We start from the raw sequence: 26091 nt of genomic DNA on the forward strand, positions 1-26091 counted from the left end.
CAACATTGCCAGGAAGAGAGCCGGCGCCAAAGCTGCCAATCTCCCCACTTGAGGGGGAGATGTCCGGCAGGACAGAGAGGGGCGCCGTAGAGCGCTACCGCAACCATCCTGCCACTCCAAACCACCACCTCGCAAGGTGGCCCTGTGCCTCCACCCGCCATGCGCTAGACTGCGCACATCACCCGGGAGCACCCCATGCCCAAGATCGACCTCGCATCCGTGCCCGTCCGCAAGGGCTCCGGCTATCCCGCGCCCTTCGACGCCCCTTGCGCCGACCGCACGCGCCGCCGCCTTGGCGATGCCGGCGGGCTCACCGATTTCGGCGTCAACCTCATGACCTTGCCCCCAGGCGGCTGGTCGAGCCAGCGCCACTGGCACAGCCATGAGGACGAGCTCGTCTATGTGCTGGAGGGCGAACTGGTGCTGGTCGAGGATGGCGGCGAGACGCTGCTCAAGGCCGGCGATAGGGCTGCCTTCGCCAAAAACAGCGGCAACGGCCACCACATGATCAACCGCTCGTCGGCCACCGCGCGCTACCTGGAAGTCGGCTCGCGCGACCCGGAGGATGTGATCACCTGCTCCGACATCGACATGATGAGCCCGAGTTCGGACGGGCGGTTTTTGCACAAGGATGGCAGGCCCTATCCGGGGCAGGGGTGAGGGAGCTGGACCATGCGTCCGCGCTGGCGTTCCGCCCGTGCCGGGATAAGCTGCCTATAACCGCAGGAGTCGGCGCCAGCCCCCTCATCCGGCCGCTTCGCGTCCACCTTCTCCCCGCTGGGAGAAGAGATTGGCGCTGGCGCTCGTAATCTCCTCTCCCCTCGGGGAGAGGTCAGCCGAGCGAAGCGGAGGCTGGGTGAGGGGGGCCGGCGCTAACCTTGCCAACCCAGGGAGGACACCCATGAAAAAAGAAATCATCGAAGTGCCCATCATGTCGGACAAGGTGCGGGCGCTGGGCCTGCCCTGTTCGACGGCGGTGAAGGCCAACGGCTTCGTGTTCATCTCGGCGACGCCGCCGGTGGACTTGGTGACCGGCGAAATGGTGCGCGGCGACATCGAGGTCCAGACAGAGGCGTCGCTGAAGGCGCTGAAGCACTGCCTGGAAGCGGCAGGCACCTCGCTGGAAAACGTGGTGATGGTGCGCATCTACGCCGTCAATTCCGGCTTCTACAACGCGATAAACAGGGTGTATGCCCGGTATTTCAACGAGAACCCGCCGGCAAGGAGTTTCGTGCCGGTGGCGTCTTGGCCGATGGAGTTTGATATCGAGATTGAGTGTGTGGCGGTGGGGTAAGGAACAATCCTCTTTTGTTGGAGAGAGGGGTATCCGCCGCGATTCGCCTAAAAGCGCCGCCGGAAGTCACGGCAGTGATGTCATGCGCTTACAAATGGTCGATAAGACCACCGTCCACGATTTCCGCTGGAGGATACTTGTGTTCCTAGGTGGGAACACTAATGTCTTTTATGGGTGGTATGGGGGGAACAAAATGGCAAATAATCCTACTGATTGGGAGCAGGTACTTGCGACTCTGAAGGCAGATTTAAACCTTCCAGACGATGCGATCGGCCTTCTTGCCCTACAGCTGAAATTTAGACTGGAAGACATGCAGTCTGTCGCCGCTGAATCCATCACAGGAGGTGGTGACGATAAGAAATGCGATATTTTATATGTCGACAAGGAACTCCAAATCGGAGTTATAGCGCAGTGCTATTACTCGAAGACGAAAAAGGCTTCAGCTCCGGCTAACAAAGCATCCGACCTAAACACTGCCATAGGTTGGATTTTGAACAGAGATTTAAATCACCTTCCTGATTCACTTAAGGGGCGCGCTGATGAGTTTCGAAGCGCGATAATTTCTGGAGAAATAAAGCAGATTTACATCTGGTACGTGCACAATCTTCCGTCATCAAAGAATGTGGCGAATGAGCTGAAAACTGTTGAGCATACCGCGGGGCTGGCTTTGAAATCCTACGCAAATGGAAACGAAATAAATATTTTTGCGGAAGAAATTGGCACAGAGCAGATAAGCCGCCTTTATGTTCAGGCGGAGCGCACCGTAATCGTCACCGACGGATTAGAGACTCGGGTTCCTGACGCGATCGAAATTAAATCGAAAGAATGGAGCTCTGTAGTAACAACTGTGAATGCGAAATGGCTAAGTCAGTTGTATGGCGAGTACGGTACTGACCTTTTTTCAGCCAATTTGCGCGGGTATCTTGGTTCAAGAGCAAGCGATTCTAATATTAATAATGGGATAAAGACGACAGCCCTTAATGAGCCGGAGAATTTTTGGGTTTTTAACAATGGGATAACCGCCCTGGTTGTGGACTACGATCTTGGACCGCGAACGAATAAGGGGCGAAAACTGAAAATAAAAGGAATTTCTATTGTCAATGGCGCTCAGACGACAGGTTCTCTTAGTAGTCTGGGGGTCCCTCCGTCAGATTCGGTGCTGGTGCCAATTCGATTTGTGAAATCTAATAAGGAAAGTATTGTTTCGAAGGTAGTCCGATTCAATAATTCTCAAAATAAACTTCAGGCAGCTGATTTTCGAAGCACTGATCAGATTCAGGAACGACTCCGCAAGGAATTTAGTAAAATTCCTGATGCCGAATACGAGGGCGGGCGTAGAGGTGGCACTAGTGACGCGATAAGGAGGAGCAAATACACACTCCCGTCTTATACGGTTGGCCAGTCGCTCGCCGCCTTCCACGGTGATCCGGTAACTGCCTACGACAAAAAATCAGAGATTTGGACCAGCGAGAATATCTATCGAAGGTTCTTTACCGATAGAACGACTGCGCGGCATATAGTTTTTTGTTTTTCTCTTCTGGAAGAGATAAATACACGAAGATTGGCGCTTACGCAAAAGCAGCGAAAAGACGATGCAAGTCTAACGCAGAGTGAGAAAGCATATCTGAATTTTCTAAGTAAAAAGGGCGCGGCATATCTGTTGGTATATGTCATAGCGATGTGCATGGAGACTGTAGTTGGGAAATCTATTTCCAACAAATCCAATCTACAATTTAAGAATAATGTGTCGCCCGAGAAAGCGTCGAAGATATGGACGCCAATCGTCGACTTGATGCTATCGCTTTCGAATCAGCTTGATTCTGCATTTTCACGCAATCGTATTTCGAACGAAACTGTGCAGAAATCGGTTCCGAATTTTGTCGGAGTTATTGAATCTCTCAAAAAAATCCACCAGCCGACGTTTTCGGAGTTCTCTAAGCAGGTCGAAGTGACGGGTTGAGTAGTGCTGATAGGCGGAATGGGCTCGTGCGACCTAGTCAGCAAGGTGTCCACCGCAGCTCGATGTTGGCAGGAACGATGCCCTCATCTGGCTGGCCCGAAGTGAGAGATGCCTGCTTTCGCCTAAGCAAAATACTCCTGCAGCGGCCTGACCTCCAGGCTCCCCGCCTTCAGCGCTGCGATCGCCTCGGCCACGGCAGCAGCCCCCGACAGCGTGGTATAATACGGCACCTTCTGCATCAGCGTGGCGCGGCGCAATGACTTGGAGTCCGACACCGCCTTCTGGCCATCCGTGGTGTTGAAGACGATCTGGACCTGGCGGTTGCGGATGGCGTCTTCGATGTGGGGGCGGCCTTCCAGGACCTTGTTTATTTTCTCGGCCACCACGCCGTTTTCGGCGAGGAAGCGTTGCGTGCCTGAGGTGGCCAGCACCTTGAAGCCGAGGCCGGCGAGGCGCTTGACGGCCGGCAATATGCCTTTCTTGTCTTCGTCGCGCACCGAGACGAACAGCGTGCCGGAGCGCGGCAGGTCGACGCCGGCGCCGAGCTGGCTCTTGGCGAAGGCGAGGGCAAAGTCGCGGTCGAGGCCCATGACCTCGCCGGTCGAGCGCATTTCCGGGCCGAGCAGGATGTCGACGCCGGGAAAGCGGGCGAAGGGGAAGACGGCTTCCTTGACCGCGATGTGGCCGGGATTGCGCGGGTCGGGCATGGCGCCGTAATGGGAGAAGGCGTCTTCCAGCGTCTCGCCGGCCATGATGCGGGCGGCGATCTTGGCGATGGGACGCCCGATGGTCTTGGCGACGAAGGGCACGGTGCGCGACGCGCGCGGGTTGACCTCCAGCACATAGACCGTGCCGTCCTTGATCGCGTACTGCACGTTCATCAAGCCGCCGACATTGAGCGCGCGGGCCAGGGCCGCCGTCTGGCGCTCCAGCTCGTCAACGAGGTCTGACGGCAGCGAGTGCACCGGCAGCGAGCAAGCGCTGTCGCCCGAATGGATGCCGGCCTCCTCGATGTGTTCGAGGATGCCCGACACGAAGGTGTCCTTGCCGTCGCAGAGGCAGTCGACATCGACCTCGATGGCGCCGGAGAGATAGGTGTCGAACAGCAGCGGGTTCTTGCCGAGCAGCGTGTTGATCTGGCCGGTCTTGTCGTTGGGGTATTTCTGCTTGATGTCCTCCGGCACCAGGCCGGGCACGGTGTCGAGCAGGTAGTTCTGCAGCATGCCCTCGTCATGGATGATCTGCATGGCGCGGCCGCCGAGCACATAGGAGGGGCGCACCACCAGCGGGAAACCGAGCTCGCCGGCGACGAGGCGGGCCTGCTCGACCGAATAGGCGATGCCGTTTTTCGGCTGGCTGAGGTTGAGCTTGTGCAGCAGCTTCTGGAAGCGGTCGCGGTCTTCGGCCAGATCGATCATGTCGGGCGAGGTGCCGAGGATCGGGATACCGGCCTTTTCCAGCGCGTCCGCCAGCTTCAGCGGCGTCTGGCCGCCGAACTGAACGATGACGCCGACCAGCTCGCCCGAGGACTGTTCGGCGCGCAGGATCTCCAGCACGTCCTCCGCCGTCAGCGGCTCGAAATAGAGCCGGTCCGAGGTGTCATAGTCGGTCGAAACCGTCTCGGGATTGCAGTTGATCATGATCGCTTCATAGCCGGCGTCGCGCAGCGCGAACGCCGCGTGGCAGCAGCAATAGTCGAACTCGATGCCCTGGCCGATGCGGTTCGGACCGCCGCCGAGGATGACGACTTTCTTGCGCGCCGAGACCCGTGCCTCGCTGGCGAGCGCGCCGGCGAACGGCACTTCATAGGTCGAATACATGTAGGCGGTGGGCGAGGCGAACTCGGCCGCGCAGGTGTCGATGCGCTTATAAACCGGATGAACGTCGAGCTTTTCGCGAATCTTCTGAACGACTTCGGCGTCGGTCTTCGTCAGCGAGGCGAGGCGGGCATCGGAGAAGCCCATGGCCTTCAACATGCGCAGATTGACGGCATCCTCGGGGATGCCGTGCTCGCGGATGCGGGCTTCCATGGCCAGGATGCCGGCGATCTGTTCGAGGAACCACGGGTCGATCTTGCACATGGCATGCACGTCTTCGAGCGACGTGCCCATGCGGATCGCCTGCGCCACCATGCGCAGCCGGTCCGGCGTCGGCGTGCCCAAGGCGGCGCGGATGGCGTTGCGGTCGTCGGCGTGGTTGGCCGCCACGGCGCCGTGGCCGAGGCCGGGGATCTCGATCTCATCCAAGCCGGTGAGGCCGGTCTCCAGACCGCGCAGCGCCTTCTGCAGCGATTCCTGGAAGGTGCGGCCGATGGCCATGACTTCGCCGACCGACTTCATGGCGGTAGTCAGCACCGGCTCGGCGCCAGGGAATTTCTCGAAGGCAAAACGCGGGATCTTGGTCACGACATAGTCGATCGACGGCTCGAACGAAGCGGGCGTGGCGCCGCCGGTGATGTCGTTCTCCAGCTCGTCCAGCGTGTAGCCGACGGCGAGTTTGGCCGCGATCTTGGCGATGGGGAAGCCGGTCGCCTTGGAGGCGAGCGCGGACGAGCGCGAGACGCGCGGGTTCATCTCGATGACGACGAGGCGGCCATCGGCCGGGTTCACGGCGAACTGGACGTTCGAGCCGCCGGTCTCGACGCCGATCTCGCGCAGCACCGCGATCGAGGCGTTGCGCATCATCTGGTATTCCTTGTCGGTCAAGGTCAACGCCGGGGCGACGGTGATGGAATCGCCCGTGTGCACGCCCATCGGGTCGATGTTCTCGATCGAGCAGACGATGATGCAATTGTCCGCTCTGTCGCGGACAACCTCCATCTCATACTCCTTCCAGCCGAGCACGCTTTCCTCGATCAGTACTTCGGTGGTCGGCGAGGCATCAAGGCCGGACTGGACGATGTCGTAGAATTCGGCCCTGTTGTAGGCGATGCCGCCGCCGGTGCCGCCCATGGTGAAGGAGGGGCGGATGATGGCGGGCAGGCCGACATGGTCGAGCGCCTGTGCCGCGATCGCCATGCCGTGGCTGATGTAGCGCTGCTTGCGGTCGCCTTCGCCGAGGTTCCAGCGGGTTTCCAGCGCATCGAGCGCCGCGTCGAGATTGTCGGGTTTTTCGGCCTTCAGCGCGGCGCGCTCGGCCTCGTGCGTCTTGCGGTCCGCGTTCTTGACGTCGGTGGCGTTGGCCAGCATCGACTTCGGCGTTTCCAGCCCGATCGTCTTCATCGCCTCGCGAAACAGCGCGCGGTCCTCGGCCTTGTCGATGGCATGCGCGTCGGCGCCGATCATCTCGACATTGTAGCGCTCGAGCACGCCCATGCGGCGCAGCGACAGAGCGGTGTTGAGCGCGGTCTGGCCGCCCATGGTCGGCAGCAGCGCGTCCGGCCGCTCCTTGGCGATGATCTTGGCGACGACCTCGGGCGTGATCGGCTCGATATAGGTGGCGTCGGCCAGTTCCGGGTCGGTCATGATGGTGGCCGGATTGGAATTGACCAGGATGACGCGAAAACCCTCTTCCTTCAGCGCCTTGCAGGCCTGGGTGCCGGAATAGTCGAACTCGCAGGCCTGGCCGATGACGATGGGGCCGGCCCCGATGATCAGGATCGACTTGATGTCGGTGCGTCTTGGCATGTCTATGAATTCCGTTCGGCAGCGGGCTTGCACAAAAAACCGGGACGGGAAGACCCGGCCGGTTGTGCTCGCGATTCTGGTATCAGGCTAGGAGGGCCTTATAGGGAAGAGTTTTGCCCGATGTAACCCCGAAAATGAAGGGTTCATGTGGGGTTCGTGGACAGGGGCAATTGCTTTGGGTTGAATTGGCATCTTGCCGGATGTTTGCGCCGCCCCTCATTGCCCTGCCGGGCATTTCTCCCCGTATAGTGACGGGGAGAAAGAAGCTCTGTCCGATGGTTTCGCCAATTGCCAGCATTGCGGGAAGAGGGCCGGCACTCGTTCAGCCCGTTCTCCCCGTCGCTATACGGGGAGAAGATGCCGGCAGGCAGATGAGGGGCGGCGCCGAAGTCGGTAATTGGCCAATCGCTGCACGCGCAGCAATCACCGCGACCTTCAGTCCCCCAGCACCACCGTATCGACAATCTCGAACCGCTCCGACACGCCGATGCGGATCATGTTGAGGTTGCCTTCCCTGGTGAAGCGGAAGTTGCTGCCGGCGTCCGAGCTTGCCGGCAGGCCGGCATCGAAGGAGATGACGCGGCTGCCGCCATCGGGCCAGGTCACGGTGACGTCGGCCTTATCAGTTCCCTTGCGCGTCACGCTGGCCGCACAAGACGCCATGGGCTGTCCAACATAGCGGGCGCAGGGAATTTGCAGGGTTCCATTCGCCGCCAGCGCCAGGCCATAGGCATCCTGCATGGCGATCTCCGCGGCGGATTTCGGCGTGGTCTCAGGGCTGGCCGGTTGGCTCGCGTCACCCAGCCGTGCCGTCAGGTCGGGTGCATCGGACGTCGCGCCAGCTTCCGTGGCCTCGGCGTCCGTCGCCTGGTCGGGCACCGTCGCCGGATTGAGGGGCACGAGATAGCGCGCGGGGGCCCAGCCAGTGGCTTTGGGGTTGTCAGACTCGACCTTGCACCAGGGATGGCCGTCGATGTCGTTGCAGCCGAGGTTTCGAACGCTCGCACCGGCAGCCAGGCGGGCCTCGGTCTTGCCGATCGCCGACGGCTTGGCGCGGACATTGAGCAGGTCGTCGGGGGCGAGCCCGGTGACGACGGAGATGAACGGCGCCTCTTCGGCATGCGCAGGGACGACAGCCGGCCACGCCGCCATCAGCAGCGGAGCGGCAATCAGCGCATGCAAACTTTTTCGGAGCGTAACTGTGCGCCTCATCATTTGGCCGTGCGCCGATATCACCATGCCGCGGCGGTCTCGCCGCATACCCGGCCGGTTTTATAAGGGACGACGCGCCGGCATGTAAGCCGGAAATTCAGGCTGACCATGGTGGCAAACCATGGTGCCGGGCGGTGCGGTTTACGGATCAGGATCACGGCCGCGTCGCTTGCGGCATGAAGCCGGTGCGCAGTCCGTGCGCCCATTCCGGGCGCCCCGCCTGTTCGGCCTGCCGTGCCGCCGCTTCGTGGTCGTAGTCCACGGCGATCATCTCGAAGCGATCCTGTCGACCGGCGCCGCCCAAGGTGACGATGCCGTAGCGGGCATGCGGCGAGCCCTGTTCGGAGACATGGGCCGGCGGCGTGTCGTCATCATAGGCGGGGCAGCCGATGCTGCCCGGGTTGAAGATGACGGGACCGTCAGGAATACGGATCAACTCGGCCCGGTGGCTGTGGCCGCAGAGCGCAATGCGGCAGGCCGGGTCGAGCGCCTTCAGCCGGCGCCGGATCGCGGCCAGCGGTGCGCGCACCAACTGGCCGTCGACGATGCCGTCGAGCAGATATTTTTCATCGTGATCGGGGCGGGCATGGAACGCGATCACGCCGGGCGCGATCTCAAGGGTCAACGGCTGGGCGAACAGCTTATCGCGCTGCGCTTGCGTCAATCGCTCCTGCGCATAGACGTCGGACGCCCACATGGTCTCGTCGGCCGGATCGACGGCGACGCGGCGGTCATGGTTGCCACGCACCGTCGGCAGGTTGAGCGCTTGCAGCCTCTCCATCGTTTCGCGTGGCCAGAGCGGACCCGAAACGCTGTCGCCGAGATTGACGGTGAGATCCGCGCCGCCGCGATGCCTGAGATCGTCGAGCACGGCGTCGAGGGCGAGAACGTTGCCGTGGATATCGGCGAGAACGGCGATGCGCATGAGGAGGTTCCGAGGGTGGGCGGCAGGACTTGGTTTCCTCTCTCTCGCGAAGCGGGGGAGAGGAAAAGGTTCAGGCCGGCACTTCCAAATCATGACCGCCAACGGCCGGCAGCGCGGGGTCGTCCACCGCGGCAGCGATGACGCTGTCGAGCAGACCGGGGAAGCGGGCGTCGAGATCGGCGCGGCGGAGCGTGATCATGCGGTTGGTGCCGACCACTTCGGCGCGGGTGACGCCGGCCTCGCGCAGCTTGGCGAGGTGGTAGCTGAGATTGGTCTTGGAGGCGAGGTCGAGGAAGCGGCTGCAGTTCAGCGGCACGCCTTCCTTGCTAGCGAGATAGCGCACGATGGCGAGCCGCGTCGGGTCGCCGAGCACGCCGAGCACGATGGGCAGGCTGATCTGGTCCGTGTTGGGGTGTGGCAAGGTCATGGCTGGAACCTAAGCACAGTTCGGGCCGATTTCAACGCGTCGATCCTGCTCGGCCGATACACACTGTTTCTCCATTTCATGACCGTCCTGACACAGGGCTGTCAGCATGGTTGTGCTATTTTTGCCTGGCTTCATTGACATGATGCCCCGTTATGTCCAATTGTTCAATAACTTTTGAACTAAGGACGCTTTCCCATGGACAAGAGAATCTTCTGGCTCGCGCTCGGATCGTTTGCGATCTCGACCGAGGGCTTCGTCATCTCCAGCCTTCTGCCCGATATCGCCAGGGATGCCGGCATCTCGGTGCCGCTCGCCGGCTCGCTGATCACCGCCTTCGCGCTCGCCTATGCGGTCGGCACGCCGATCCTGGCAACGCTGACCGGTGAATGGGACCGGCGCCGCGTCATCCTGTGGACGCTGGTGTTCTTCGTCATCGGCAATGTCGTCGCCGCCCTGAGCTCGTCCTTCGAAGTGCTTCTGATCGCCCGCATCATCATGGCGCTGTCGTCGGGCCTGTTCGCGGCGACCGCGCAAGGCACGGCGGTGGCGCTGGTCGATGACCATCACCGGGCCCGTGCGATCGCCGTCGTCGTCGGCGGCACCACGGTGGCGGTCGCTGTCGGCGCGCCGCTTGGCGCGCTGGTCGCGGCCATCGCCGGCTGGCGCGGCACTTTCTACGCCATTGCCGGCCTTGGCGCGCTCGCCGGCGCCATCCTGTGGTACCGGCTGCCGCGCGGCATCATTGGCACCCGGCTGCCGCTGAAGCGCCGGCTGGCGGCGGCCATGCGTCCCGGCGTGATGCCGATCCTGGTGACGACGGCGCTTGCCCTCATCGGTGCGTTCACCGTGTTCAGCTTCATCGCGCCGCTGGCCATCGAAGGCGCCGGGCTGTCGCCGATCGCGCTGCCGGGCATGCTGCTCGCCTTCGGCGTCGGCGCCGTCATCGGCAACATTGCCGGCGGCCAGGCCGCCGATCGTTTCGGCGCGACGCGTACCGTCGCCTGGTCACTGGCGCTGAGCGCGGCCATGCTCGTCACCTTCTCGCTGATCCCGACCTTCCTGCCGCATCACCTCGCCGGACCGGCGCTGATGGGCATGATGGTGCCGTGGGGCATCGTCGGCTGGGCCTTTCCGCCGGCGCAGGCCAGCCGCATCATCAAGCTCGCGCCCGACGCGGCCCCGATCGTGCTGTCGCTCAACGCCTCGGCGCTCTATCTCGGCGTGGCGCTCGGCGCGGTGGTCGGCGGTGGCGTGCTGCGCTACGGTGCGCCGGCCGATCTCGGCCTGATCGCGGCGGCCTTCCCGGTGATCGGGCTCGGCATCGTGCTGGCCGGGCGGGTGTTCGCCAGACCGGTGGCGATGCCGGCTGAATAAGACCGGTTCCAGGCCTACATCCCAGTTTTTACGCGGCCGCTTCTTCAGCTGGAAGGAGCGGCCGCAGGCAGTTCCAGGTTCAACGCAGCCACTTCATCTAACGTGGCCCGCAGTTTCGCGGCCTGCTCGGCGCCGATCATGGCCTCGAATTGTCGCTGGGCAACGCTCCATAGCTTGATCGCCTCGTCGAGTTTGGCCTGGCCCTTCGGTGTCAGCCGCACCCGCTTGACGCGGCGATCGTCCTTGTCGGCAAACGTTTCGACAAAGCCGTCGCGAACCAGAGGCTTCAGCGTATGACCGAGTGCCGAAAGGTCCATGATCAGCGCCTCGGCAATGGCCCCCATCGCCGGCTCGCTGCCGACACTGATCTGGAAGAGCAGGCCAAACTGCGTGCCTTTCAGGCCGGAAGGCGCCAGCGCGTCGTCGTAGAACCGGCCGAGCCTGCGCGCGGTGCGCCGCAAGGTGGCATTGTTGCAACGGCTAAATCCTTCAGCTTCACTCATGGTCGCTCCTTGCTGGAGCATTTCCGGCGAAAACGCATCGCCTCCAATGCTCTCTCTTCTTAGGCAATTCCGGACGCAAAACCGCTGAGCACTTTTGCTGGAATTGCTCCGGCAGGTGCGCCAGCCTGCCGCAGAAATAGTTTTTGCCGCAGCCGTTGACAAGACAGTGGCATATACCTACTTCGCCGAAAGTGGCATATGCCACCAATCGAATACTCCACGGCTGCCGGTGTGTCCCCGGAACCGAAGACAGCGAACATAAGGAACGTGACAATGAGCAAGAATGACAACAAGGGCACGGCGGTCGTCACCGGCGCTTCATCGGGTATCGGCGCCGTCTATGCGGACCGGCTGGCGGGGCAGGGCTATGATCTGGTGCTGGTTGCGCGCCGCGCCGACCGGCTGCAGGAGCTGGCCGAGAAGCTGCGTCATGCCTACGGCCGCAACGTCAGCGTAGTCAGCGCTGATCTGTCCAACGACGATGACGTGCGCCGTGTCGAGCAGGCGATATCGGCCGACGAATCCGTGACGCTGCTGGTCAACAATGCCGGCCTTGGCGGTCAGGCATTGGTGGCAACCGCCGATGCGGATGCCGCCGAGCGCATGATCAAGGTCAATGTCGTGGCGCTGACCCGGCTGACGCGTGCCGTGCTGCCTGGGCTCTTGGCGCGCAACCGTGGCGGGATCGTCAACATCGCCTCGGTACTGGCCTTCGATACCTCGTTCGGCGGCATCTACAGCGGCACCAAGGCTTATGTCGTCAACTTCACCGAAGCTCTGCAGCGTGAAGTTGCTGATACCAAGGTAAGGGTACAGGTGGTGTTGCCAGGCGCGACCCGGACCGATTTCTGGGAGCTTGCCGGCGGGGATATCGATACCCTCCCGAAGGAGATCATCATGACCGCCGACGATATGGTCGATGCCGCCCTTGTCGGCCTGGCGCGGGGCGAAGCCGTCACCGTGCCGGCGCTCGCCGATACGGGAAAGCTGGATACGTTCCTCGGCGCGCGGCAAGCCTTCTACGGCAGCCTGCATGCCGACAAACCGGCGGCCCGCTACGCGGCTTGAGGCCACCTCTGTCCCCCGCTCAGGCGCTACGCTATGCGCACATCTTCTGTGACTGGCGTGAATGTGTTCGGCCTGAGGCTTGATTGCCACGTGGATCCCCCAATCCGTCGCTGCTTCGCAGCGCCACCTTTCCCCCCTCCGGAGGGAAAGGAAGGGGCGTTGCTCGACGAGCGTTGACGGCAAAAGAAGCTTGGCGCCGTTCCTCTACCCCGTCGATCGGGGGAGAGGTGGCTCGGCGAAGCCGAGACGGAGTGGGGGTCGATCAGCGCAGCACAAGACAATGCATGCGCCAAGCCGTTATGCGCTATCGCGAAAGACCAGCCGCCTGGAAATGTGTGCGTACCGTAGCACTGTGGCTGGGGCAAGAAACCCTGGTTCTGCAAGGCCGACGCTTCTAATGCGACCGCCACATCGGAATGATCGAGGCGGCGAGCACCAGCGCCAGCACGATGTTGAGCGCACGCCATTGCCACTCGGTCTTGAGCAGCCGTGCCAGCACCATGCCGGCCACGCACCAGACGGACAGCGAGATGGCGGCGGTGAGGCCGAAGGTCGAGCCGAGCAGCAGCGCCAGTTGGCCTGGCCCGTCGGCAAGCGCGGCGAAGGAGGCCGCGGCGCCCAGCCCCATCGCCCAGCCCTTCGGGTTCATCCACTGGATGCCGGCGCCGCCGAAGAAGCTGTTCGGCCTGGCCATCGCCACATCGAGATTGGGTGGTCCGGCGCGGCCGATCTTGATTGCCAGCCAGAGGAGATAGAGCGAGCCGGCGATCCTCATGGCAAGCTGCAGCGACGGCATGGCAAGCAGCAGCCCGGCAAGCCCGGCGGCGGCCGCCGCCGTCACCGTTGCCAGGCCGGCCGCGCTTCCCGCCATCAAGGGGACCGAGCGGCGAAAGCCGAACTGCGCACCTGAAGCAGTCGACAAGGTGGTGGCGATGCCAGGCGTGGCGGTGGCCACGAAGGCGAACAGGATGAGCGGCAGGATGGGCTGGAGCATGGGACGGCCTTTGTCGAAGCCTCCATGGTAGACGCGGGCCTACATCAGTAAATGCAATGTTTGCGATGCTCAGCATTAGCATTTATGATGCAGGGATGATCCGCAATCTCGATACAAGCCTCGTGCGCACCTTCGTCACCGTAGCCGACAAGGCCAGCATGACGGCGGCGGCCAATGCGCTGCACCTGACGCAGGGCGCGGTCAGCCAGCAGGTCAAGCGGCTGGAAGAGGCGCTTGGCTGCAGCCTGTTCGAGCGCGACCGGCGCGGTCTGCGCCTGACCCATTCCGGCGAGCGGCTGTTCGACAAGGCAAGGCGCCTGCTCAGCCTCAATGATGAGATCTGGACCGACATGGCGGGGAGTGCTGTCGCCGGCCAGGTGAGGCTCGGCGTGCCCTACGACCTTGTCGGCACCTTGCTGGCGCCCGTCTTGAAGGCCTATGCCGAGGCCTATCCGCAGGTCGAGATATCGCTGGTCTGCGCCTCCTCGCCGGAACTGGCGGCGGCACTTGCGGCGGGAACCATCGACCTCGCGGTGATCGAGGAGCGGGTCGGTCCGACGTCAGGCGAATGCCTGGCCATCGACCGGCTGGTCTGGGTCGGTGCAAGGGGTGGGGCGGCTCGCGCCAAGCGGCCATTGCCGGTCTCGATCGTCGCCGACACCTGCGCCTTCCGGCCGGTGGTGCTGTCGGCACTCAACGAGCATGGGCTGGAATGGCGCAGCGTGTTCGAGAACGGCAACATCGACGCGACCACGGCGACGGTTCGCTCGGACCTTGCCGTCACCACATGGCTGGCGTCCACCGTGCCTGCGGATCTCGACATATTGCCGTTCGACGCCGGCCTGCCGCCGCTGCCGAATTTTGCCATCAACCTGCACCTGCCGAGGCATGGCGTGGGTACGGCGGCACAGGAGTTCGCACGGCATATACGTGAAGGGCTGGGGCGGCGATTGCAGGCGGCTTGATGGTGCGCCCCCTTCTCCCCGTATAGTGACGGGGAGAAAGAACCACTCACTTCCAATTTTTCCGCCGTTCGAGCTCGGCGTCGGAGGGCTTGCCCGTGACGAAGGAGCCGACCTCGATCTCGCCGGCGCGCTCGTAGGTCGCCATGATGACGCCGGTGGTCGAAGTCTGCGATTTGACAAGCTTGAAGGCGGCCGGCGTCGCGGCATCGCCGAACAGCCGCTTGCCCTTGCCCAGCAACAGCGGGAAGGTCATCAGCCGGATCTCGTCGATCAGCCCGTTGGCGAGCAAGGTCTGAATGAGATTGCCAGATCCCTGGATGAGCAGGTCAGGTCCGTCTTCCTGCTTGAGACGGCGCAAAGTCGCGATGATATCGGGTCCAAGCGAGTGTGTGTTCTGCCAGGCCAGGGTATCCGGCCGATGCGTCGCCACATATTTGGTCGCGGGGTTGAAGGCATCCGCTATCGGATCCTTCTGGTACGGCCAGTACGCGGCGAAGATGTCGTAGGTTCTGCGGCCGAGCAGCAGGGCGAAGGGTTTGGAGAACAGGTCATCCATTGCCGCGCCCGCCACCTCGTCAAAATAGTGGAACGTCCAGCCGCCGAATTTGAAGCCGCCGACCGGATCTTCTTCCGGTCCACCCGGGGCCTGCATGACGCCATCGAGGCTGACGAAGGTCGCGGCTATGATCTTTCTCATTGTGCTCTCCCTTGCTTTCGTCCACGCCGTCGCGGCCGGACTTCAGTCCAAGGACGGACCAGCCGCGCCCATCCCGACAGCGGCCGCGAATCTGGTTCGCCGCCGATACTCAATCACGCGCGCTCGGAGCTTCCGACGAGAACCAGACATGCTCGAAGATTGCCGTGGCCGTGCCGTTTGGCTGCCTGTCCTCGATCAGCCAGATCGAGCGGCTGCGCGCGGCCTCTTCGCGTGTCGGGATCTTCGCGGCCGTATCCGCGGTCGACGCCCCGACACAAGGGATGAACCAGGAGCGCATGAACGGATGGCATGCGAAGCCTTTTTCGCCGCGGGTCACCATCACCGCGAACGGAACGCGCTCGGCCGGACGCCACGGGAAGATCATGCGGCCGCCGGGGCGCAACGCCTTCAGCCATCCGGCGGGAGGGGCCACGACACCAGCATTGACATAGACGATGTCTGATGGCGGCAGGGGCGAGGTCACGGCATCGCCACGGACAACAGTCGCATTGCCGTAGGCTTCGAGATTTCCGCGCGCCAGTTCGGCCATCTGGTCGTCGAGCTCGAAAGCAGCGACGGTGCCGCCTGGCGAAACCAGCGTGGCAAGCAAAGCTGTGTAGTAACCGCTGCCGGCGCCGATATGCGTGACGGCCTCGCCGGGTCTCGGTGCGAGTTTTCCGATCCAAATGGCATGCAGGAAGGGTTCGCCATTGTTGATGCCCTTGTCGGCGTCGAGCGCCACCAGCACGTTCTGGTAGATGTGAGCCGGATCGGCGCTTGGCGTCATAAATGTGGCGTTTCCGGCAATGATCGTCCATGGCCCGGGGCCGAGGAAGGCTTCGCGCGGCACGCTGGCGAACACCTCTTCCAGGCGCGGGTCCGACGAGGCGGCGTTGGCCGCCATCAGCCGCGCGTAGAATCCCCTGATGTCTTTGATGTTGCTCATGGCATCGGGAAAGATAGAGCGATCTGGCGGTTTGTCCCGGGATTAGACGGGCCTTCAACCGACCCCGGACATGGTGTCGTAGAGCAGCTTGAAATTGAGCACCAGGATGATGGCCGCGACCAGCCAGGCCAATGCCGCCACGCCGCGCGGGATGGCGAGGTTGCCCATCTTCTTCTTGTCGGAGACGAATTGCACCAGTGGGATGACCGCGAAAGGCAGCTGCATGGACAGGATCACCTGACTGAATACCAGCAGCTGGCCGGTGCCCTTCTCGCCATAGAGCGCGGTGACGACCACCACCGGAACGATGGCCACGCCGCGCGTCAAAAGGCGCCTTGCCCAGTTGGGGATGCGCAGCCGCAGGAAACCTTCCATGATGATCTGGCCGGCCAGCGTCGCCGTCACCGTCGAGTTGAGGCCCGAGGCCAGCAGGGCCACGGCAAACAGGATCGAGGCGATGCCGAGGCCAAGCAGCGGCGACAGCAGCTTGAAAGCCTGGTCGATCTCGGCGACATGCTGGTGGCCGGTATCGTGGAAGGCGACCACCGCGACGATCAGGATGGCGGCGTTGACGAACAGCGCCAGCATCAGGGCAATGGTGGAGTCCGTCGTCGCCCATTTGATGGCATCGCGTTTGCCCGCCTCGGTGCGCTCATAGGCGCGGGTCTGCACGATCGAGGAGTGCAGATAGAGATTATGCGGCATCACCGTGGCACCGATGATGCCGATGGCAATGTAGAGCATCGCCGGATTGGTGACGATCTCGGATGACGGCACGAACATCGAATGCAGGATCGTGCCGGCCGGCGGGGCAGCAACGAAGATCTGGATGGCAAAGCAGCTGAAGATGATGATCAGAAGCGCGACGACGAAGGCTTCGAGATAGCGGAACCCCTTGTTCATCAGGAGCAGCACGAGGAAAGCGTCGAGCGCTGTGAGAATGGCGCCGCCGATCAGCGGGATGCCGAACAAGAGCTGCAACGCGATCGCGGTGCCGATCACCTCGGCGAGGTCACAGGCGATGATGGCGAGCTCGCAGGCGATCCACAGCACGAAGTTGACCGGGCGCGGATAGTAGGCGCGGCAGGCCTGGGCGAGGTCGCGGCCGGTGGCGATGCCAAGCCGCGCGGCGAGCGCCTGCAGCAGGATCGCCATCAGGTTCGACAGCATGATAATGAACAAAAGCGTGTAGCCGAACTGGGCGCCGCCGGCGAGGTCGGTCGCCCAGTTGCCCGGGTCCATATAGCCGACCGAAACCATGTAGCCCGGACCCATGAAGGCGAACAGGCGGCGGAACCAGACCCCTGTAGGCACCGCGATGGTGGAATTGACCTCGCGCAGGCTGGGCTGATCGTCTTCCTCCCGTCTGGCGAACCGCCATGCGGACCGGGGGGCTGTGACGTCTGCTTCTAACATGAAAAGGCTTTCCGCAGCTTCGGGAGGATAACGATAAGCTATGCCATGGCTCAACATTATGCAATAGGCTATATTTCATTGTCGATGCTTTTTATCCGGCATTTTACCGAAAGTGGCGGACAAGCCATCGGATTCGGTATCCGAGCCGCCTAGCGCGCGCTTCCGACAGAAAGCCCTCTACCACTGCAATAGCGCTCGAGCGTATCGACCGAAGCCTTGGGATCGGCGAGCGCCACATAGGTGTCGGGCCGCAGGAGATAGAGCGCATCGCGCGCCAGGCCCGCCTCTTCATAGGCAGGCCGCCAGTCGAAGACACTCAGCGGAGCCCGATGGCGCTCGCACCAGGACCTGACGTCCTCGCTGGCGACGCCGTAGATGTGGATCTGCCATTGCGTGGCGGCGAGCGAGGTAAAATTGTCCAATCCATCGACCGGAGCCCAAGGTAGCCGCTCGCCGCCGCGCACTTCGCCCGCGGACCCCTCGCTGAGAGGGCTTTGGCGATAGTTGAGGGTGATCTGCGAAACAGTCCGGAAGATGAATTCGCGAACCCGGTCGATGCTGAGTATCCTTGGCACGACAATCGGCGCGATCCGCGTGCGCACGAGGTCGGCGATGCGCCCGTCGGCAGTGACGAAAGTGAAGATGCGGTCGGTGGTGGCAACCAGGCGCTTGGCGAATGCGATGCGCTCGATCTCATAGCTGTCGAGCAGGGCATCGGGCGCCTGCGCCGCGAGCACGGAAGATAGTTTCCATGCAAGGTTGATCGCGTCCCCGATCCCGGTGTTCATTCCTTGTCCGCCGACCGGACTGTGGATATGCGCCGCGTCACCCAGCAGGAATGTACGACCCTTGCGGAATTGACCGGCCACGCGGTGGTGAACGTGGTAGGTCGAAAACCAGTTCACCTTTTCGATCTTGATCTTGAGGTTTTCGATCGCCTGGCGGCTGACGTCGTCGAATGTCAGCGTGTCGGCGTGATCCGCCCGCTCGTCCCGGACTGTGCCGATCAGCCTCGCACGGCGCGTGTCCGCCAAGGGAAAGATCGCCAGGAAGTCGGCTTCGTCGAGATCGACATGCAATTCGCCGTTGATCGATGCACCGGATGCCTCGACATCCGCGACGTAGAAAAGTTCACGGTAGGTACCACCGGAAAAACCGGCCGATATCGTCTCGCGCACCAGGGAATGCGCGCCGTCACAGCCCGCCAGATAGCTGAACTCGGCCGTCTCCTCGCCATGCTCGCCACGCAGGCGGGCGACGATGCGGTCGCCATGGTCGGTGAAATCAAGCAATTCGGTCCGCCGCTCGACGGTGACGCCCAATTGCCCGAGCCGTTCGACCAGAAGGCGTTCGTGCTCGTCCTGCGGAAAGATTTGCAAAAACGAATAGGGCGACAGATCCTCACCGATCGCCGCGAACGGCACGCGCGCCTCCGCTTCGCCCCGCACCCACAAATTGGCGGCGCGCACCTTGTGGCCGCGCGCGATCACGGCATCGGCCAGATCGAGTTGACGGTAGAGTTCGAGCGTGTGCGCGGCAACGGCCAAGGCGCGCGACGTCGTGCCCGGCTCGGCGGTCCTGTCTATGATGCGGACGCCGACACCCAGCTTGGTGAGCCAAAGCGCCAGAACCAGACCGGTAGGGCCGGCCCCTACGATCAGAACGTCATTGCGGGTCATGTTTTTCTCCCTGGCGGTGATTGCAGTCGGGCGGCTTCGGATCAGTAACATCCAAATATGGCCGCGGGAGTCGCGGACAATGCCACCGGATCGGTTTCTGCCTTCTCGTCGCGGGCATAGGCTGGCGGCAGACGAACGTCGTCCCAAAACGCGTCGCCCGCTTGCCGATCGACAAACGTGCCTCCAAATAAACGGCCTGAAGAATCAGAGCCCGTGCTATAAAAGCAGCGACGGCTAAACTTCCGAGAAGGAGCGCGCATTGGCGCTGAAGAACAGACCGGTCCCGCGTGAGCCGTTGCTCGATGCCGATGTCCATTCGGAAGGGTTCCGGCAGACGCGCGAAGCGCGCCGCAGTGCGCTGGTCGAGGATTATGTCGAACTGATCGCCGACCTGATCGAGGACGGCAACGAGGCGCGCCAGGTCGACATCGCCGCGCGGCTCGGGGTCGCCCAGCCGACGGTGGCCAAGATGCTGACCAGGCTTTGCGCCGACGGGCTGGTGTCGCGAAAGCCCTATCGCGGCGTGTTCCTCACCGAAGCCGGCCGTAAGGTCGCGGAGGAAAGCCGCATTCGCCACCAGACGGTCGAGGCCTTCCTGCGCTCCCTCGGCGTCAGTGCCGAGACGGCGCGCATCGATGCCGAGGGCATCGAGCACCATGTCAGCGCCGAGACGCTGGAAGCGTTCCGCAAGGCGATGACGGCGCGCTGAAGCGTTCCATTGCCGGCTTGCCGGACAACGTTAGCCACTGGAACCGCCGCCGCTTGTGCACGTTGCCTTTTATCGCGCGCTTGTTGCGCGCCAGGGAGGAAGCAATGGGCGTCGAGCAGGCACCAACCGCAAAAGGCAAGCAGGCAGCCACAGGACTGAAGCAGGCGGCCGCCAGGGACGAGCGCAAGACCGAGGCCGAAACGGGCCACCCGCTGAAGAAAGGCGCCGATCGGATCGAGGAACGCTCGAAAAGCTCTGATGGAAAGAGCGCAGGCGCCAAGCAGAAGGGTTGACGGCAATAATTTCTCACGCCTCGAACCCCTCCGATGCCGGCGATGCTACAGGCCTTGTGCGCTCCCGGCCAGTGCGGTGAAACGGCGATGCCAGCGCTATCCCGGCCATGAAAAATGCTGTGACTTGGAGCAACCGTTGCGATAATTGTTTGTTGGGTTGAGCCGGCCTTGCCGGAGCAATGAGAAGTTCGCAGCGCAAGGAGTTGCCATGCTCTGGAGAGGCCGTCGTCAGAGTGAAAATATCGAGGACGACCGCAGCGACGGCGGCGGCGGCGGGATCGGTGGCGGCGGTGGTCAGTTCCGCATCCCGATCGGTGGCCGCGCCGGTGGCGGTGGCAGCATATTCCTCGTCATCCTGGTGGTGCTGGCCGGATGGTATTTCGGCTTTGATCCCTCGACGATCCTGGGCGGTGGCGACGGCGGCCTGCTGCCGGGCGGTGGTGGCCAGATTACCGACAACAGTGGCGGCCAGGATAGCGGCGCGGGTACGCCGGCCAATGACGAGATGAAGCAGTTCGTGGCGACCGTGCTCGCCGAGACGGAAGACACCTGGACAGGCATCTTCAAGTCGCAAGGCCTGACCTATGAGGACCCCAAGCTGGTGCTGTTTTCCGGCCAGGTCCGATCGGCCTGCGGTTTTGCTTCCGCGGCGGCCGGACCGTTCTATTGCCCGGGCGACCACAAGGTCTATCTCGACATGACCTTCTTCCAGCAACTCGACCAGCAGTTCGGCGCTTCAGGCGAGTTCGCCCGTGCCTACGTCATCGCGCATGAGGTCGGCCACCACGTGCAGAACCTCACCGGCATCATGGGTAAGTTCAACCAGATGCGGCAAGGCATGAGCGAAGCCGCTGCCAACCAGCTGTCGGTGCGCATCGAGCTGCAGGCCGACTGCTTCGCCGGCGTGTGGGCGCATTACACCGGGCAGAAGGGCATATTGGAGCCGGGCGACTTCGAAAGCGCGCTGAACGCGGCCAAGCAGATCGGCGACGATACGCTGCAGAAGAAGATGCAGGGCTATGTCGTGCCGGAAAGCTTCAACCACGGCACCTCGCAGCAGCGGCAGACCTGGCTGACACGCGGCTACAAGAGCGGCAAGCTGTCGGACTGCAATACGATGAGCGGGGCGCTCTAAGCAGTCGTTTCGGAAAACGACCTGATGGCAAAGACGCCGTCAGGGAGTGTCAGGATGAAAGCATCCTGACTGTTCCCGCATTGTTCCTTTTCGCGGCCTCGCCTATAAGGTGCGTCCGCCCGCGCCCCAGGCGGCCAGAGGAGCTTGACCCATCATGATCGACCCCAAAACCGCCAGGCGGGGCCTTGCGCTCGTTTTCACCACGCTGCTGCTCGACATTATCGGCTTCGGCATGATCATGCCTGTGCTGCCGGCTTTTCTCAGGGAATTGACCGGCGTCGGCATCAGCGAAGCGGCGATCGAGGGCGGCTGGCTGTTCTTCGTCTACGCGGCCATGCAGTTCTTCTTCGCTCCCATCATGGGCGGCTTGAGCGACCGGTTCGGACGGCGGCCGATCCTGCTCGCCTCGGTGCTGACCTTCTCCATCGACAATTTGATCTGCGCCATCGCCTGGTCCTATCCGATGCTGTTCATCGGACGTGTGCTGGCCGGCATTTCAGGCGCCAGCTATTCGACGACGTCGGCCTTCATCGCCGACATTTCGAACGATGAGAACCGGGCGAAGAATTTCGGCCTGCTCGGCATCGCCTTCGGCGTCGGCTTCGTCATCGGGCCGGTGCTGGGCGGATTGCTCGGCACGTTCGGTCCGCGCGTGCCGTTCTTTTTCGCCGCCGGGCTCGCTTTCGTGAACTTCCTGATCGCGATGTTCTTCCTGCCCGAGACGCTCGATGAAAAGCATCGCCGCCGCTTCGAGTGGAAACGCGCCAATCCGGTCGGCACGCTCCTGCAGATGCGCCAGTATCGAGGCATCGGCTGGATCGGGCTGGTCTTCTTCCTGATGACACTCGGCCACATGATGTATCCGGCGGTCTGGTCGTTCGTCTCCAACTACCGCTATGGCTGGAGCGAGCAGCAGATCGGCTTCTCGCTCGGCGTTTTCGGCCTGTGCGGGGCGATCGTCATGGGGACGGTGCTGCCGCGCGTCATTCCCCGGCTCGGCGAGTGGAGAACGGCGGTCATCGGCCTGACGTTCACCGCGGCCAGCGCGTTCGGCTATGCCTTCGCCTCGCAAGGCTGGATGGTCTACGCAGTGATCGTCGTCGGCTGTCTGGAAGCGCTGGCCGATCCGCCGCTCAGAAGCCTCGCCGCCGCCAAGGTGCCGCCTTCGGCACAGGGCGAGCTACAAGGCGCGATGACCTCGATCTTCTCGATCACCTCGATCATCACGCCGCTGCTCTACACCGCGGTCTTTTCCTGGTTCACCGGGCCGAGCGCGCCCGTCACCTTCGGCGGCGCGCCCTACCTGGTCGGTGCGTGCTTCCTGGTGCTGGCGGTCATCGTCTTCGTCACCAAGGTGGCGAGACCGGCGACGGTCGCTGACGTCGCGACCGAGGTCAAAGATGGAGCACAGGCATGAGCCATGACAGCCGTATCGCGCTGACCAGGGGGCCGGTGCTCGGTTCGTAAGGTTGCGGCGGTTTGCGATGCGAAATTGTGGGGCGTTTGTGCCGCCCCTCATTGCCCTGCCGGGCATTTCTCCCCGTATAGTGACGGGGAGAAAGACGCTGTCATCAGTCGTTTCGCCAATTGCCTACGTTGCAAGAAAGGGCGCTGCGTTCGGTCCGCGGGCTTCTCCCCGTATACGGGGAGAAGGTGCCGGCAGGCGGATGAGGGGCAGCGCTGACGGATCGAATCAGGCCCGCTCGGCCAGCAATTCCTCGCCGCGCTTCTGGCGGATCAGGTTGACGAAGCGGCGGAACAGATAGTGCGAATCCTGCGGGCCGGGCGAGGCCTCGGGGTGATGCTGGACCGAGAACACCGGACGGCCGGTCAATGCGATGCCGCAGTTCGAGCCGTCGAACAGCGAGACATGGGTTTCCTCGACGCCTGCGGGTAGCGAGTCGGCGTCGACGGCAAAGCCATGGTTCATCGAGACGATCTCGACCTTGCCCGTGGTGTGATCCTTCACCGGATGATTGGCGCCGTGATGGCCCTGGTGCATCTTGGCGGTCTTGCCACCCAGCGCCAGCGCCAGCATCTGGTGGCCGAGGCAGATGCCGAACACCGGGATGTCGGTCTTGAGCAGGTCCTGGATGACCGGCACGGCATAGTCGCCGGTGGCTTCCGGATCGCCGGGGCCGTTGGAGAGGAAGATGCCGTCGGGCTGCATGGCGAGGATTTCTTCCGCGTCGGTCTTGGCGGGAACGACGGTGACCTTGGCGCCGAGGCCGGCGAGCAGCCGCAAGATGTTGCGCTTGACGCCGTAGTCGATGGCGACGACGTGCAGCGAAGGCTCGGCCTGTTCGCCAAAACCTTCGTTCCACACCCACGGCGTCTCGCGCCAGACCGAGGACTGGCCCGACGTGACCTCCTTGGCAAGATCGAGCCCGATAAGGCCCGACCATGCGGCGGCGCGCCGCTTGAGGTCGTCGAGGTCGAAGACGCCATCCGGCGCGTGCGCGATGACCGCGTTGGGCATGCCCTTTTCGCGGATCAGCGCGGTGAGCGCGCGGGTGTCGATGCCCGAGAGCGCGACGATGCCGCGCTTCTTCAGCCACTGGTCGAGGTGGCCGGCGGCGCGGTAACTGGACGGGTTGGTGACATCGGCCTTGAACACGGCGCCGACGGCGCCGGCGCGGGCGGCCGGATTGAGGTCTTCGATGTCCTCGCCATTGGTGCCGATATTGCCGATATGCGGGAAGGTGAAGGTGACGATCTGGCCGGCATAGGAGGGGTCGGTGAGGATTTCCTGGTAGCCGGTGAGCGCGGTGTTGAAGCAGACTTCGGCGACGGCGGAGCCGGTGGCGCCCAGGCCGCGCCCTTCGATGACGGTGCCGTCAGCCAGCACCAGCAGGGCGGTCGGCTTTTCAGTGGCCCAGGCGGGCGTCATCTCGGCCATGGCGGCACTCCTATCAAGCCGCGCGCTTCCATAGCCCGGCGGGCATTGGCGCGGCAAACGGCGCGAAGCGGCGAATTCGCGGCCTCACGCACTCAAGCTTCAGTTCATGCAAGGCCCAGTACATAGGGGAAGGGGGCAGGGCGGTCAATGATCATGCGAAATGCCGCCGCGATTTATTTCATTGAGGAATATCATAGGCTTGCCCTGGCATATGAGGGTTTGCGTTGGCCTGTCCCCGGCGCTATTGTCCGCGCCGACCGAAGGAGAGAGAGCAATGCGCGCGAAAATCGCCGAATCCCTGAAGACCGCGATGAAGGCGCAGGACAAGCACCGGCTGCCGACATTGCGACTGATCCAGGCCGCCATCCACGACCGCGACATCGCCAATCGCGGCGCCGGCAAGGAACCCGCCAGCGACGAGGAAATCCTGCAAATCCTGGCCAAGATGGTGAAGCAGCGCGAGGAATCGGCCAAGGCATTCGAGGACGGCAAGCGGCCGGAACTGGCGGCTCAGGAACGCGGCGAGATGGAGATCATCCGCGGCTTCCTACCGACGCAGCTCGACGATGCGGCAGTCACCGCGGCGGCGCGCGAGGCGATTGCCGCGACCGGTGCGGCCAGCCAGAAGGACATGGGCAAGGTGATCGCCGCACTGAAGCAGAAATATGCGGGGCAGATGGATTTCGGCAAGGCGAGCGGCATCGTCAAGGGGTTGCTGCAATAGGAGGCTTGTCGGCTTTTGAAGCGACGGCCAGAAGTGCGGTTCAGATACCATTGCGTAACTGCTGAACATCACGTTGCCGGAATTCCAGCCGCTCTCAGGCCGTCGACATACAGGTCCAGCATCCAGCGATGCCGCAATCGGCTCATGCCAGCGCTGCCGAGATTATAGCTGGGCTGGATCTGGAGAAGCGCCGATGCCGCGGCATTTGCTTCTTCCAACCTGCCGCCATGCGCAAGCGCCGCGCTCAGATATCGCCGGGCGATCGTATGGCTCGGCACCAGCGAGATGATGCGCTCGCTCAGGCGCACCGCGTCCTCGAATCGTCCCGCGAAGAAATGCGCGGCAGCCATGCCGAGCAGCGGGAAATAGTCGCGCGGGTCCATCGGGCTCATTTTGCGCGCAGCCTTGAACTGCTCGATGGCCCTGTCGCTTTCCCCTGCATAGACGAACACCCAGCCGCAATAGGAGCGGATGGCGTGCGAGCTTGGATGCAGTTCGAGCGCGCGGTCGGCCAGTTCGAGCGCATCGTCGAAGCCGTTCGAGAACATGGCATACGACCATGCCGCCGTTGCAAGCGAGAGCGGATTTTCTGGATCGGCGGCGACGGCGCGTCTTGCCAGGGCGCAGGATTCGGCAAAAGCCCCGTTGCGATCCCACGCCCATCCATTGAGTGCCATGCGGCCGACGCAGTCGGCCAGCGCCGCGAGCGCGTCCGAATAGGCTTCGTCCTGCCTGAGCGCCGCACGCAACAACCCCTCGGCCTCGCAAAAGGAGGCTTCCGTGTAGGCATAGAGGAAAGGCAGAGCCCGCAGATAGAGGTCGTAAGCGTCGGGGCTTCCTGGCGGTTTGCTGCGTGCCCGCTCGATCTCGGCGAGGCGCAGGTTGGGCTCGACAGCCTCCAGTACCCTCGCCGCGACGCGATCCTGAAGCTCGAAAATGTCGGTCAGGTCTCCGTCATAACGGCCTGCCCAGAGCTGCCGTCCGGTCTCGCTCTCGACGAGGAGGCCGATCAGTCGGACGCGCCCGTCCTGCTTCCGGACCGATCCTTCGAGGACGTAGCGTACACCGAGCTCCTTGGCGATCCGGCGCGCGTCGAGTTCCTTGCCGCGGTAGGCGAAGGACGAACTTCTGGCGATCACAAACAGCCAGCGCAAGCGGCTGAGGGCCGCGATCAGGGCTGCGAACTCGGGTTAACGCGCTTTGGGGATTGCGGCTGATCTGATTCCATGGGGGTCCCATGATTCG

23 protein-coding genes are annotated in these 26091 nt (G+C 63.0%); 11 read left to right on the forward strand and 12 right to left on the reverse strand.

The window, feature by feature from the left end; genetic code table 11:
• Positions 1–195: 195 nt before the first annotated feature.
• From LB543_RS31520 to LB543_RS31530, 3 genes are all read left to right on the forward strand, one after another.
• Positions 196–660, forward strand: coding sequence for a cupin domain-containing protein (locus LB543_RS31520; protein ID WP_224617075.1), 465 nt, complete (start codon positions 196–198; stop codon positions 658–660).
• Between the two features lie 241 nt (positions 661–901).
• Entirely contained in the window at positions 902–1294 is a 393-nt protein-coding gene (locus tag LB543_RS31525; protein ID WP_224617076.1) for a RidA family protein, read from the forward strand.
• 193 nt (positions 1295–1487) lie between these two features.
• Positions 1488–3254, forward strand: a complete 1767-nt coding sequence (locus LB543_RS31530) for an AIPR family protein (protein ID WP_224617077.1) — start codon at positions 1488–1490, stop codon at positions 3252–3254.
• A gap of 122 nt (positions 3255–3376) precedes the next feature.
• Here LB543_RS31530 and carB read toward each other — a convergent pair whose 3' ends face one another.
• The 4 genes from carB to LB543_RS31550 form a co-directional block, all read right to left on the reverse strand.
• On the reverse strand, positions 3377–6880 hold the full coding sequence (gene carB / locus LB543_RS31535; RefSeq protein WP_224617078.1) for a carbamoyl-phosphate synthase large subunit: 3504 nt from the start codon (positions 6878–6880) through the stop codon (positions 3377–3379).
• A gap of 435 nt (positions 6881–7315) precedes the next feature.
• Complete coding sequence (locus LB543_RS31540) at positions 7316–8095, reverse strand: SH3 domain-containing protein (RefSeq protein ID WP_224617079.1); 780 nt, start codon at positions 8093–8095, stop codon at positions 7316–7318.
• A gap of 151 nt (positions 8096–8246) precedes the next feature.
• A complete protein-coding gene (locus LB543_RS31545; RefSeq protein ID WP_224617080.1) occupies positions 8247–9017 on the reverse strand; it encodes a metallophosphoesterase family protein in 771 nt (256 codons plus the stop codon).
• A gap of 70 nt (positions 9018–9087) precedes the next feature.
• A complete protein-coding gene (locus LB543_RS31550) occupies positions 9088–9444 on the reverse strand; it encodes an ArsR/SmtB family transcription factor (protein WP_149906781.1) in 357 nt (118 codons plus the stop codon).
• A gap of 195 nt (positions 9445–9639) precedes the next feature.
• Here LB543_RS31550 and LB543_RS31555 point away from each other — a divergent pair, with 195 nt between their 5' ends.
• Positions 9640–10818: an MFS transporter gene (locus LB543_RS31555; RefSeq protein ID WP_224617081.1), complete on the forward strand. Its 1179-nt coding sequence runs from the start codon at positions 9640–9642 to the stop codon at positions 10816–10818.
• 44 nt (positions 10819–10862) lie between these two features.
• Here LB543_RS31555 and LB543_RS31560 read toward each other — a convergent pair whose 3' ends face one another.
• The gene (locus LB543_RS31560) at positions 10863–11321 is read right to left on the reverse strand and encodes a MarR family winged helix-turn-helix transcriptional regulator (RefSeq protein WP_224617082.1); all 459 of its coding nucleotides are present in this window, start codon (positions 11319–11321) and stop codon (positions 10863–10865) included.
• A 273-nt stretch (positions 11322–11594) separates the two neighbouring features.
• On the opposite strand from LB543_RS31560, the gene LB543_RS31565 reads away from it, so the two are divergent.
• Positions 11595–12389, forward strand: coding sequence for an SDR family NAD(P)-dependent oxidoreductase (locus tag LB543_RS31565; RefSeq protein WP_224617083.1), 795 nt, complete (start codon positions 11595–11597; stop codon positions 12387–12389).
• Between the two features lie 394 nt (positions 12390–12783).
• Here LB543_RS31565 and LB543_RS31570 read toward each other — a convergent pair whose 3' ends face one another.
• Positions 12784–13383, reverse strand: a complete 600-nt coding sequence (locus LB543_RS31570; RefSeq protein WP_224617084.1) for a LysE family translocator — start codon at positions 13381–13383, stop codon at positions 12784–12786.
• A 95-nt stretch (positions 13384–13478) separates the two neighbouring features.
• Between LB543_RS31570 and LB543_RS31575 the strand changes: the two genes are divergently transcribed.
• Positions 13479–14348: a LysR family transcriptional regulator gene (locus LB543_RS31575; RefSeq protein ID WP_224617085.1), complete on the forward strand. Its 870-nt coding sequence runs from the start codon at positions 13479–13481 to the stop codon at positions 14346–14348.
• A 46-nt stretch (positions 14349–14394) separates the two neighbouring features.
• On the opposite strand, the gene LB543_RS31580 is transcribed toward LB543_RS31575, so the two are convergent.
• The 4 genes from LB543_RS31580 to LB543_RS31595 form a co-directional block, all read right to left on the reverse strand.
• Positions 14395–15045, reverse strand: coding sequence for a dihydrofolate reductase family protein (locus LB543_RS31580; protein ID WP_224617086.1), 651 nt, complete (start codon positions 15043–15045; stop codon positions 14395–14397).
• A gap of 109 nt (positions 15046–15154) precedes the next feature.
• Complete coding sequence (locus tag LB543_RS31585) at positions 15155–15991, reverse strand: protein-L-isoaspartate O-methyltransferase family protein (RefSeq protein ID WP_224617087.1); 837 nt, start codon at positions 15989–15991, stop codon at positions 15155–15157.
• A gap of 54 nt (positions 15992–16045) precedes the next feature.
• Positions 16046–17407, reverse strand: coding sequence for an Nramp family divalent metal transporter (locus LB543_RS31590; RefSeq protein WP_224617088.1), 1362 nt, complete (start codon positions 17405–17407; stop codon positions 16046–16048).
• Positions 17408–17556: 149 nt separating this feature from the next.
• Positions 17557–19086: an FAD-dependent monooxygenase gene (locus LB543_RS31595; protein ID WP_224617089.1), complete on the reverse strand. Its 1530-nt coding sequence runs from the start codon at positions 19084–19086 to the stop codon at positions 17557–17559.
• 259 nt (positions 19087–19345) lie between these two features.
• On the opposite strand from LB543_RS31595, the gene mntR reads away from it, so the two are divergent.
• From mntR to LB543_RS31615, 4 genes are all read left to right on the forward strand, one after another.
• Positions 19346–19795, forward strand: a complete 450-nt coding sequence (gene mntR / locus LB543_RS31600; RefSeq protein ID WP_140761141.1) for a manganese-binding transcriptional regulator MntR — start codon at positions 19346–19348, stop codon at positions 19793–19795.
• Positions 19796–19899: 104 nt separating this feature from the next.
• Positions 19900–20088 (forward strand): hypothetical protein, encoded by a 189-nt coding sequence (locus tag LB543_RS31605; RefSeq protein ID WP_140761144.1) that lies wholly within the window; start codon positions 19900–19902, stop codon positions 20086–20088.
• Positions 20089–20296: 208 nt separating this feature from the next.
• Complete coding sequence (locus LB543_RS31610) at positions 20297–21223, forward strand: neutral zinc metallopeptidase (RefSeq protein ID WP_224617090.1); 927 nt, start codon at positions 20297–20299, stop codon at positions 21221–21223.
• A 154-nt stretch (positions 21224–21377) separates the two neighbouring features.
• Entirely contained in the window at positions 21378–22640 is a 1263-nt protein-coding gene (locus LB543_RS31615) for a TCR/Tet family MFS transporter (RefSeq protein WP_224617091.1), read from the forward strand.
• Positions 22641–22916: 276 nt separating this feature from the next.
• Here LB543_RS31615 and carA read toward each other — a convergent pair whose 3' ends face one another.
• Positions 22917–24122 (reverse strand): glutamine-hydrolyzing carbamoyl-phosphate synthase small subunit, encoded by a 1206-nt coding sequence (gene carA, locus LB543_RS31620; RefSeq protein WP_140810282.1) that lies wholly within the window; start codon positions 24120–24122, stop codon positions 22917–22919.
• A gap of 274 nt (positions 24123–24396) precedes the next feature.
• On the opposite strand from carA, the gene LB543_RS31625 reads away from it, so the two are divergent.
• The gene (locus tag LB543_RS31625) at positions 24397–24846 is read left to right on the forward strand and encodes a GatB/YqeY domain-containing protein (protein ID WP_023781512.1); all 450 of its coding nucleotides are present in this window, start codon (positions 24397–24399) and stop codon (positions 24844–24846) included.
• Between the two features lie 68 nt (positions 24847–24914).
• Here LB543_RS31625 and LB543_RS31630 read toward each other — a convergent pair whose 3' ends face one another.
• Positions 24915–26000: a tetratricopeptide repeat protein gene (locus tag LB543_RS31630; protein WP_224617092.1), complete on the reverse strand. Its 1086-nt coding sequence runs from the start codon at positions 25998–26000 to the stop codon at positions 24915–24917.
• Between the last annotated feature and the right edge of the window lie 91 nt (positions 26001–26091).

This window comes from Mesorhizobium sp. ESP7-2 (genome assembly GCF_020164715.1).
In the GTDB taxonomy this organism is placed as follows: Bacteria; Pseudomonadota; Alphaproteobacteria; order Rhizobiales; family Rhizobiaceae; genus Mesorhizobium.

What these genes read in the sequence shown, in the direction of transcription:
- LB543_RS31520 (WP_224617075.1), top strand. Translation starts at nt 196, where the DNA reads ATGCCCAAGATCGACCTCGCATCCGTGCCCGTCCGCAAGGGCTCCGGC.
- LB543_RS31525 (WP_224617076.1), top strand. Translation starts at nt 902, where the DNA reads ATGAAAAAAGAAATCATCGAAGTGCCCATCATGTCGGACAAGGTGCGG.
- LB543_RS31530 (WP_224617077.1), top strand. Translation starts at nt 1,488, where the DNA reads ATGGCAAATAATCCTACTGATTGGGAGCAGGTACTTGCGACTCTGAAG.
- carB (WP_224617078.1), bottom strand. Translation starts at nt 6,880, where the DNA reads ATGCCAAGACGCACCGACATCAAGTCGATCCTGATCATCGGGGCCGGC.
- LB543_RS31540 (WP_224617079.1), bottom strand. Translation starts at nt 8,095, where the DNA reads ATGATGAGGCGCACAGTTACGCTCCGAAAAAGTTTGCATGCGCTGATT.
- LB543_RS31545 (WP_224617080.1), bottom strand. Translation starts at nt 9,017, where the DNA reads ATGCGCATCGCCGTTCTCGCCGATATCCACGGCAACGTTCTCGCCCTC.
- LB543_RS31550 (WP_149906781.1), bottom strand. Translation starts at nt 9,444, where the DNA reads ATGACCTTGCCACACCCCAACACGGACCAGATCAGCCTGCCCATCGTG.
- LB543_RS31555 (WP_224617081.1), top strand. Translation starts at nt 9,640, where the DNA reads ATGGACAAGAGAATCTTCTGGCTCGCGCTCGGATCGTTTGCGATCTCG.
- LB543_RS31560 (WP_224617082.1), bottom strand. Translation starts at nt 11,321, where the DNA reads ATGAGTGAAGCTGAAGGATTTAGCCGTTGCAACAATGCCACCTTGCGG.
- LB543_RS31565 (WP_224617083.1), top strand. Translation starts at nt 11,595, where the DNA reads ATGAGCAAGAATGACAACAAGGGCACGGCGGTCGTCACCGGCGCTTCA.
- LB543_RS31570 (WP_224617084.1), bottom strand. Translation starts at nt 13,383, where the DNA reads ATGCTCCAGCCCATCCTGCCGCTCATCCTGTTCGCCTTCGTGGCCACC.
- LB543_RS31575 (WP_224617085.1), top strand. Translation starts at nt 13,479, where the DNA reads ATGATCCGCAATCTCGATACAAGCCTCGTGCGCACCTTCGTCACCGTA.
- LB543_RS31580 (WP_224617086.1), bottom strand. Translation starts at nt 15,045, where the DNA reads ATGAGAAAGATCATAGCCGCGACCTTCGTCAGCCTCGATGGCGTCATG.
- LB543_RS31585 (WP_224617087.1), bottom strand. Translation starts at nt 15,991, where the DNA reads ATGAGCAACATCAAAGACATCAGGGGATTCTACGCGCGGCTGATGGCG.
- LB543_RS31590 (WP_224617088.1), bottom strand. Translation starts at nt 17,407, where the DNA reads ATGTTAGAAGCAGACGTCACAGCCCCCCGGTCCGCATGGCGGTTCGCC.
- LB543_RS31595 (WP_224617089.1), bottom strand. Translation starts at nt 19,086, where the DNA reads ATGACCCGCAATGACGTTCTGATCGTAGGGGCCGGCCCTACCGGTCTG.
- LB543_RS31605 (WP_140761144.1), top strand. Translation starts at nt 19,900, where the DNA reads ATGGGCGTCGAGCAGGCACCAACCGCAAAAGGCAAGCAGGCAGCCACA.
- LB543_RS31610 (WP_224617090.1), top strand. Translation starts at nt 20,297, where the DNA reads ATGCTCTGGAGAGGCCGTCGTCAGAGTGAAAATATCGAGGACGACCGC.
- LB543_RS31615 (WP_224617091.1), top strand. Translation starts at nt 21,378, where the DNA reads ATGATCGACCCCAAAACCGCCAGGCGGGGCCTTGCGCTCGTTTTCACC.
- carA (WP_140810282.1), bottom strand. Translation starts at nt 24,122, where the DNA reads ATGGCCGAGATGACGCCCGCCTGGGCCACTGAAAAGCCGACCGCCCTG.
- LB543_RS31625 (WP_023781512.1), top strand. Translation starts at nt 24,397, where the DNA reads ATGCGCGCGAAAATCGCCGAATCCCTGAAGACCGCGATGAAGGCGCAG.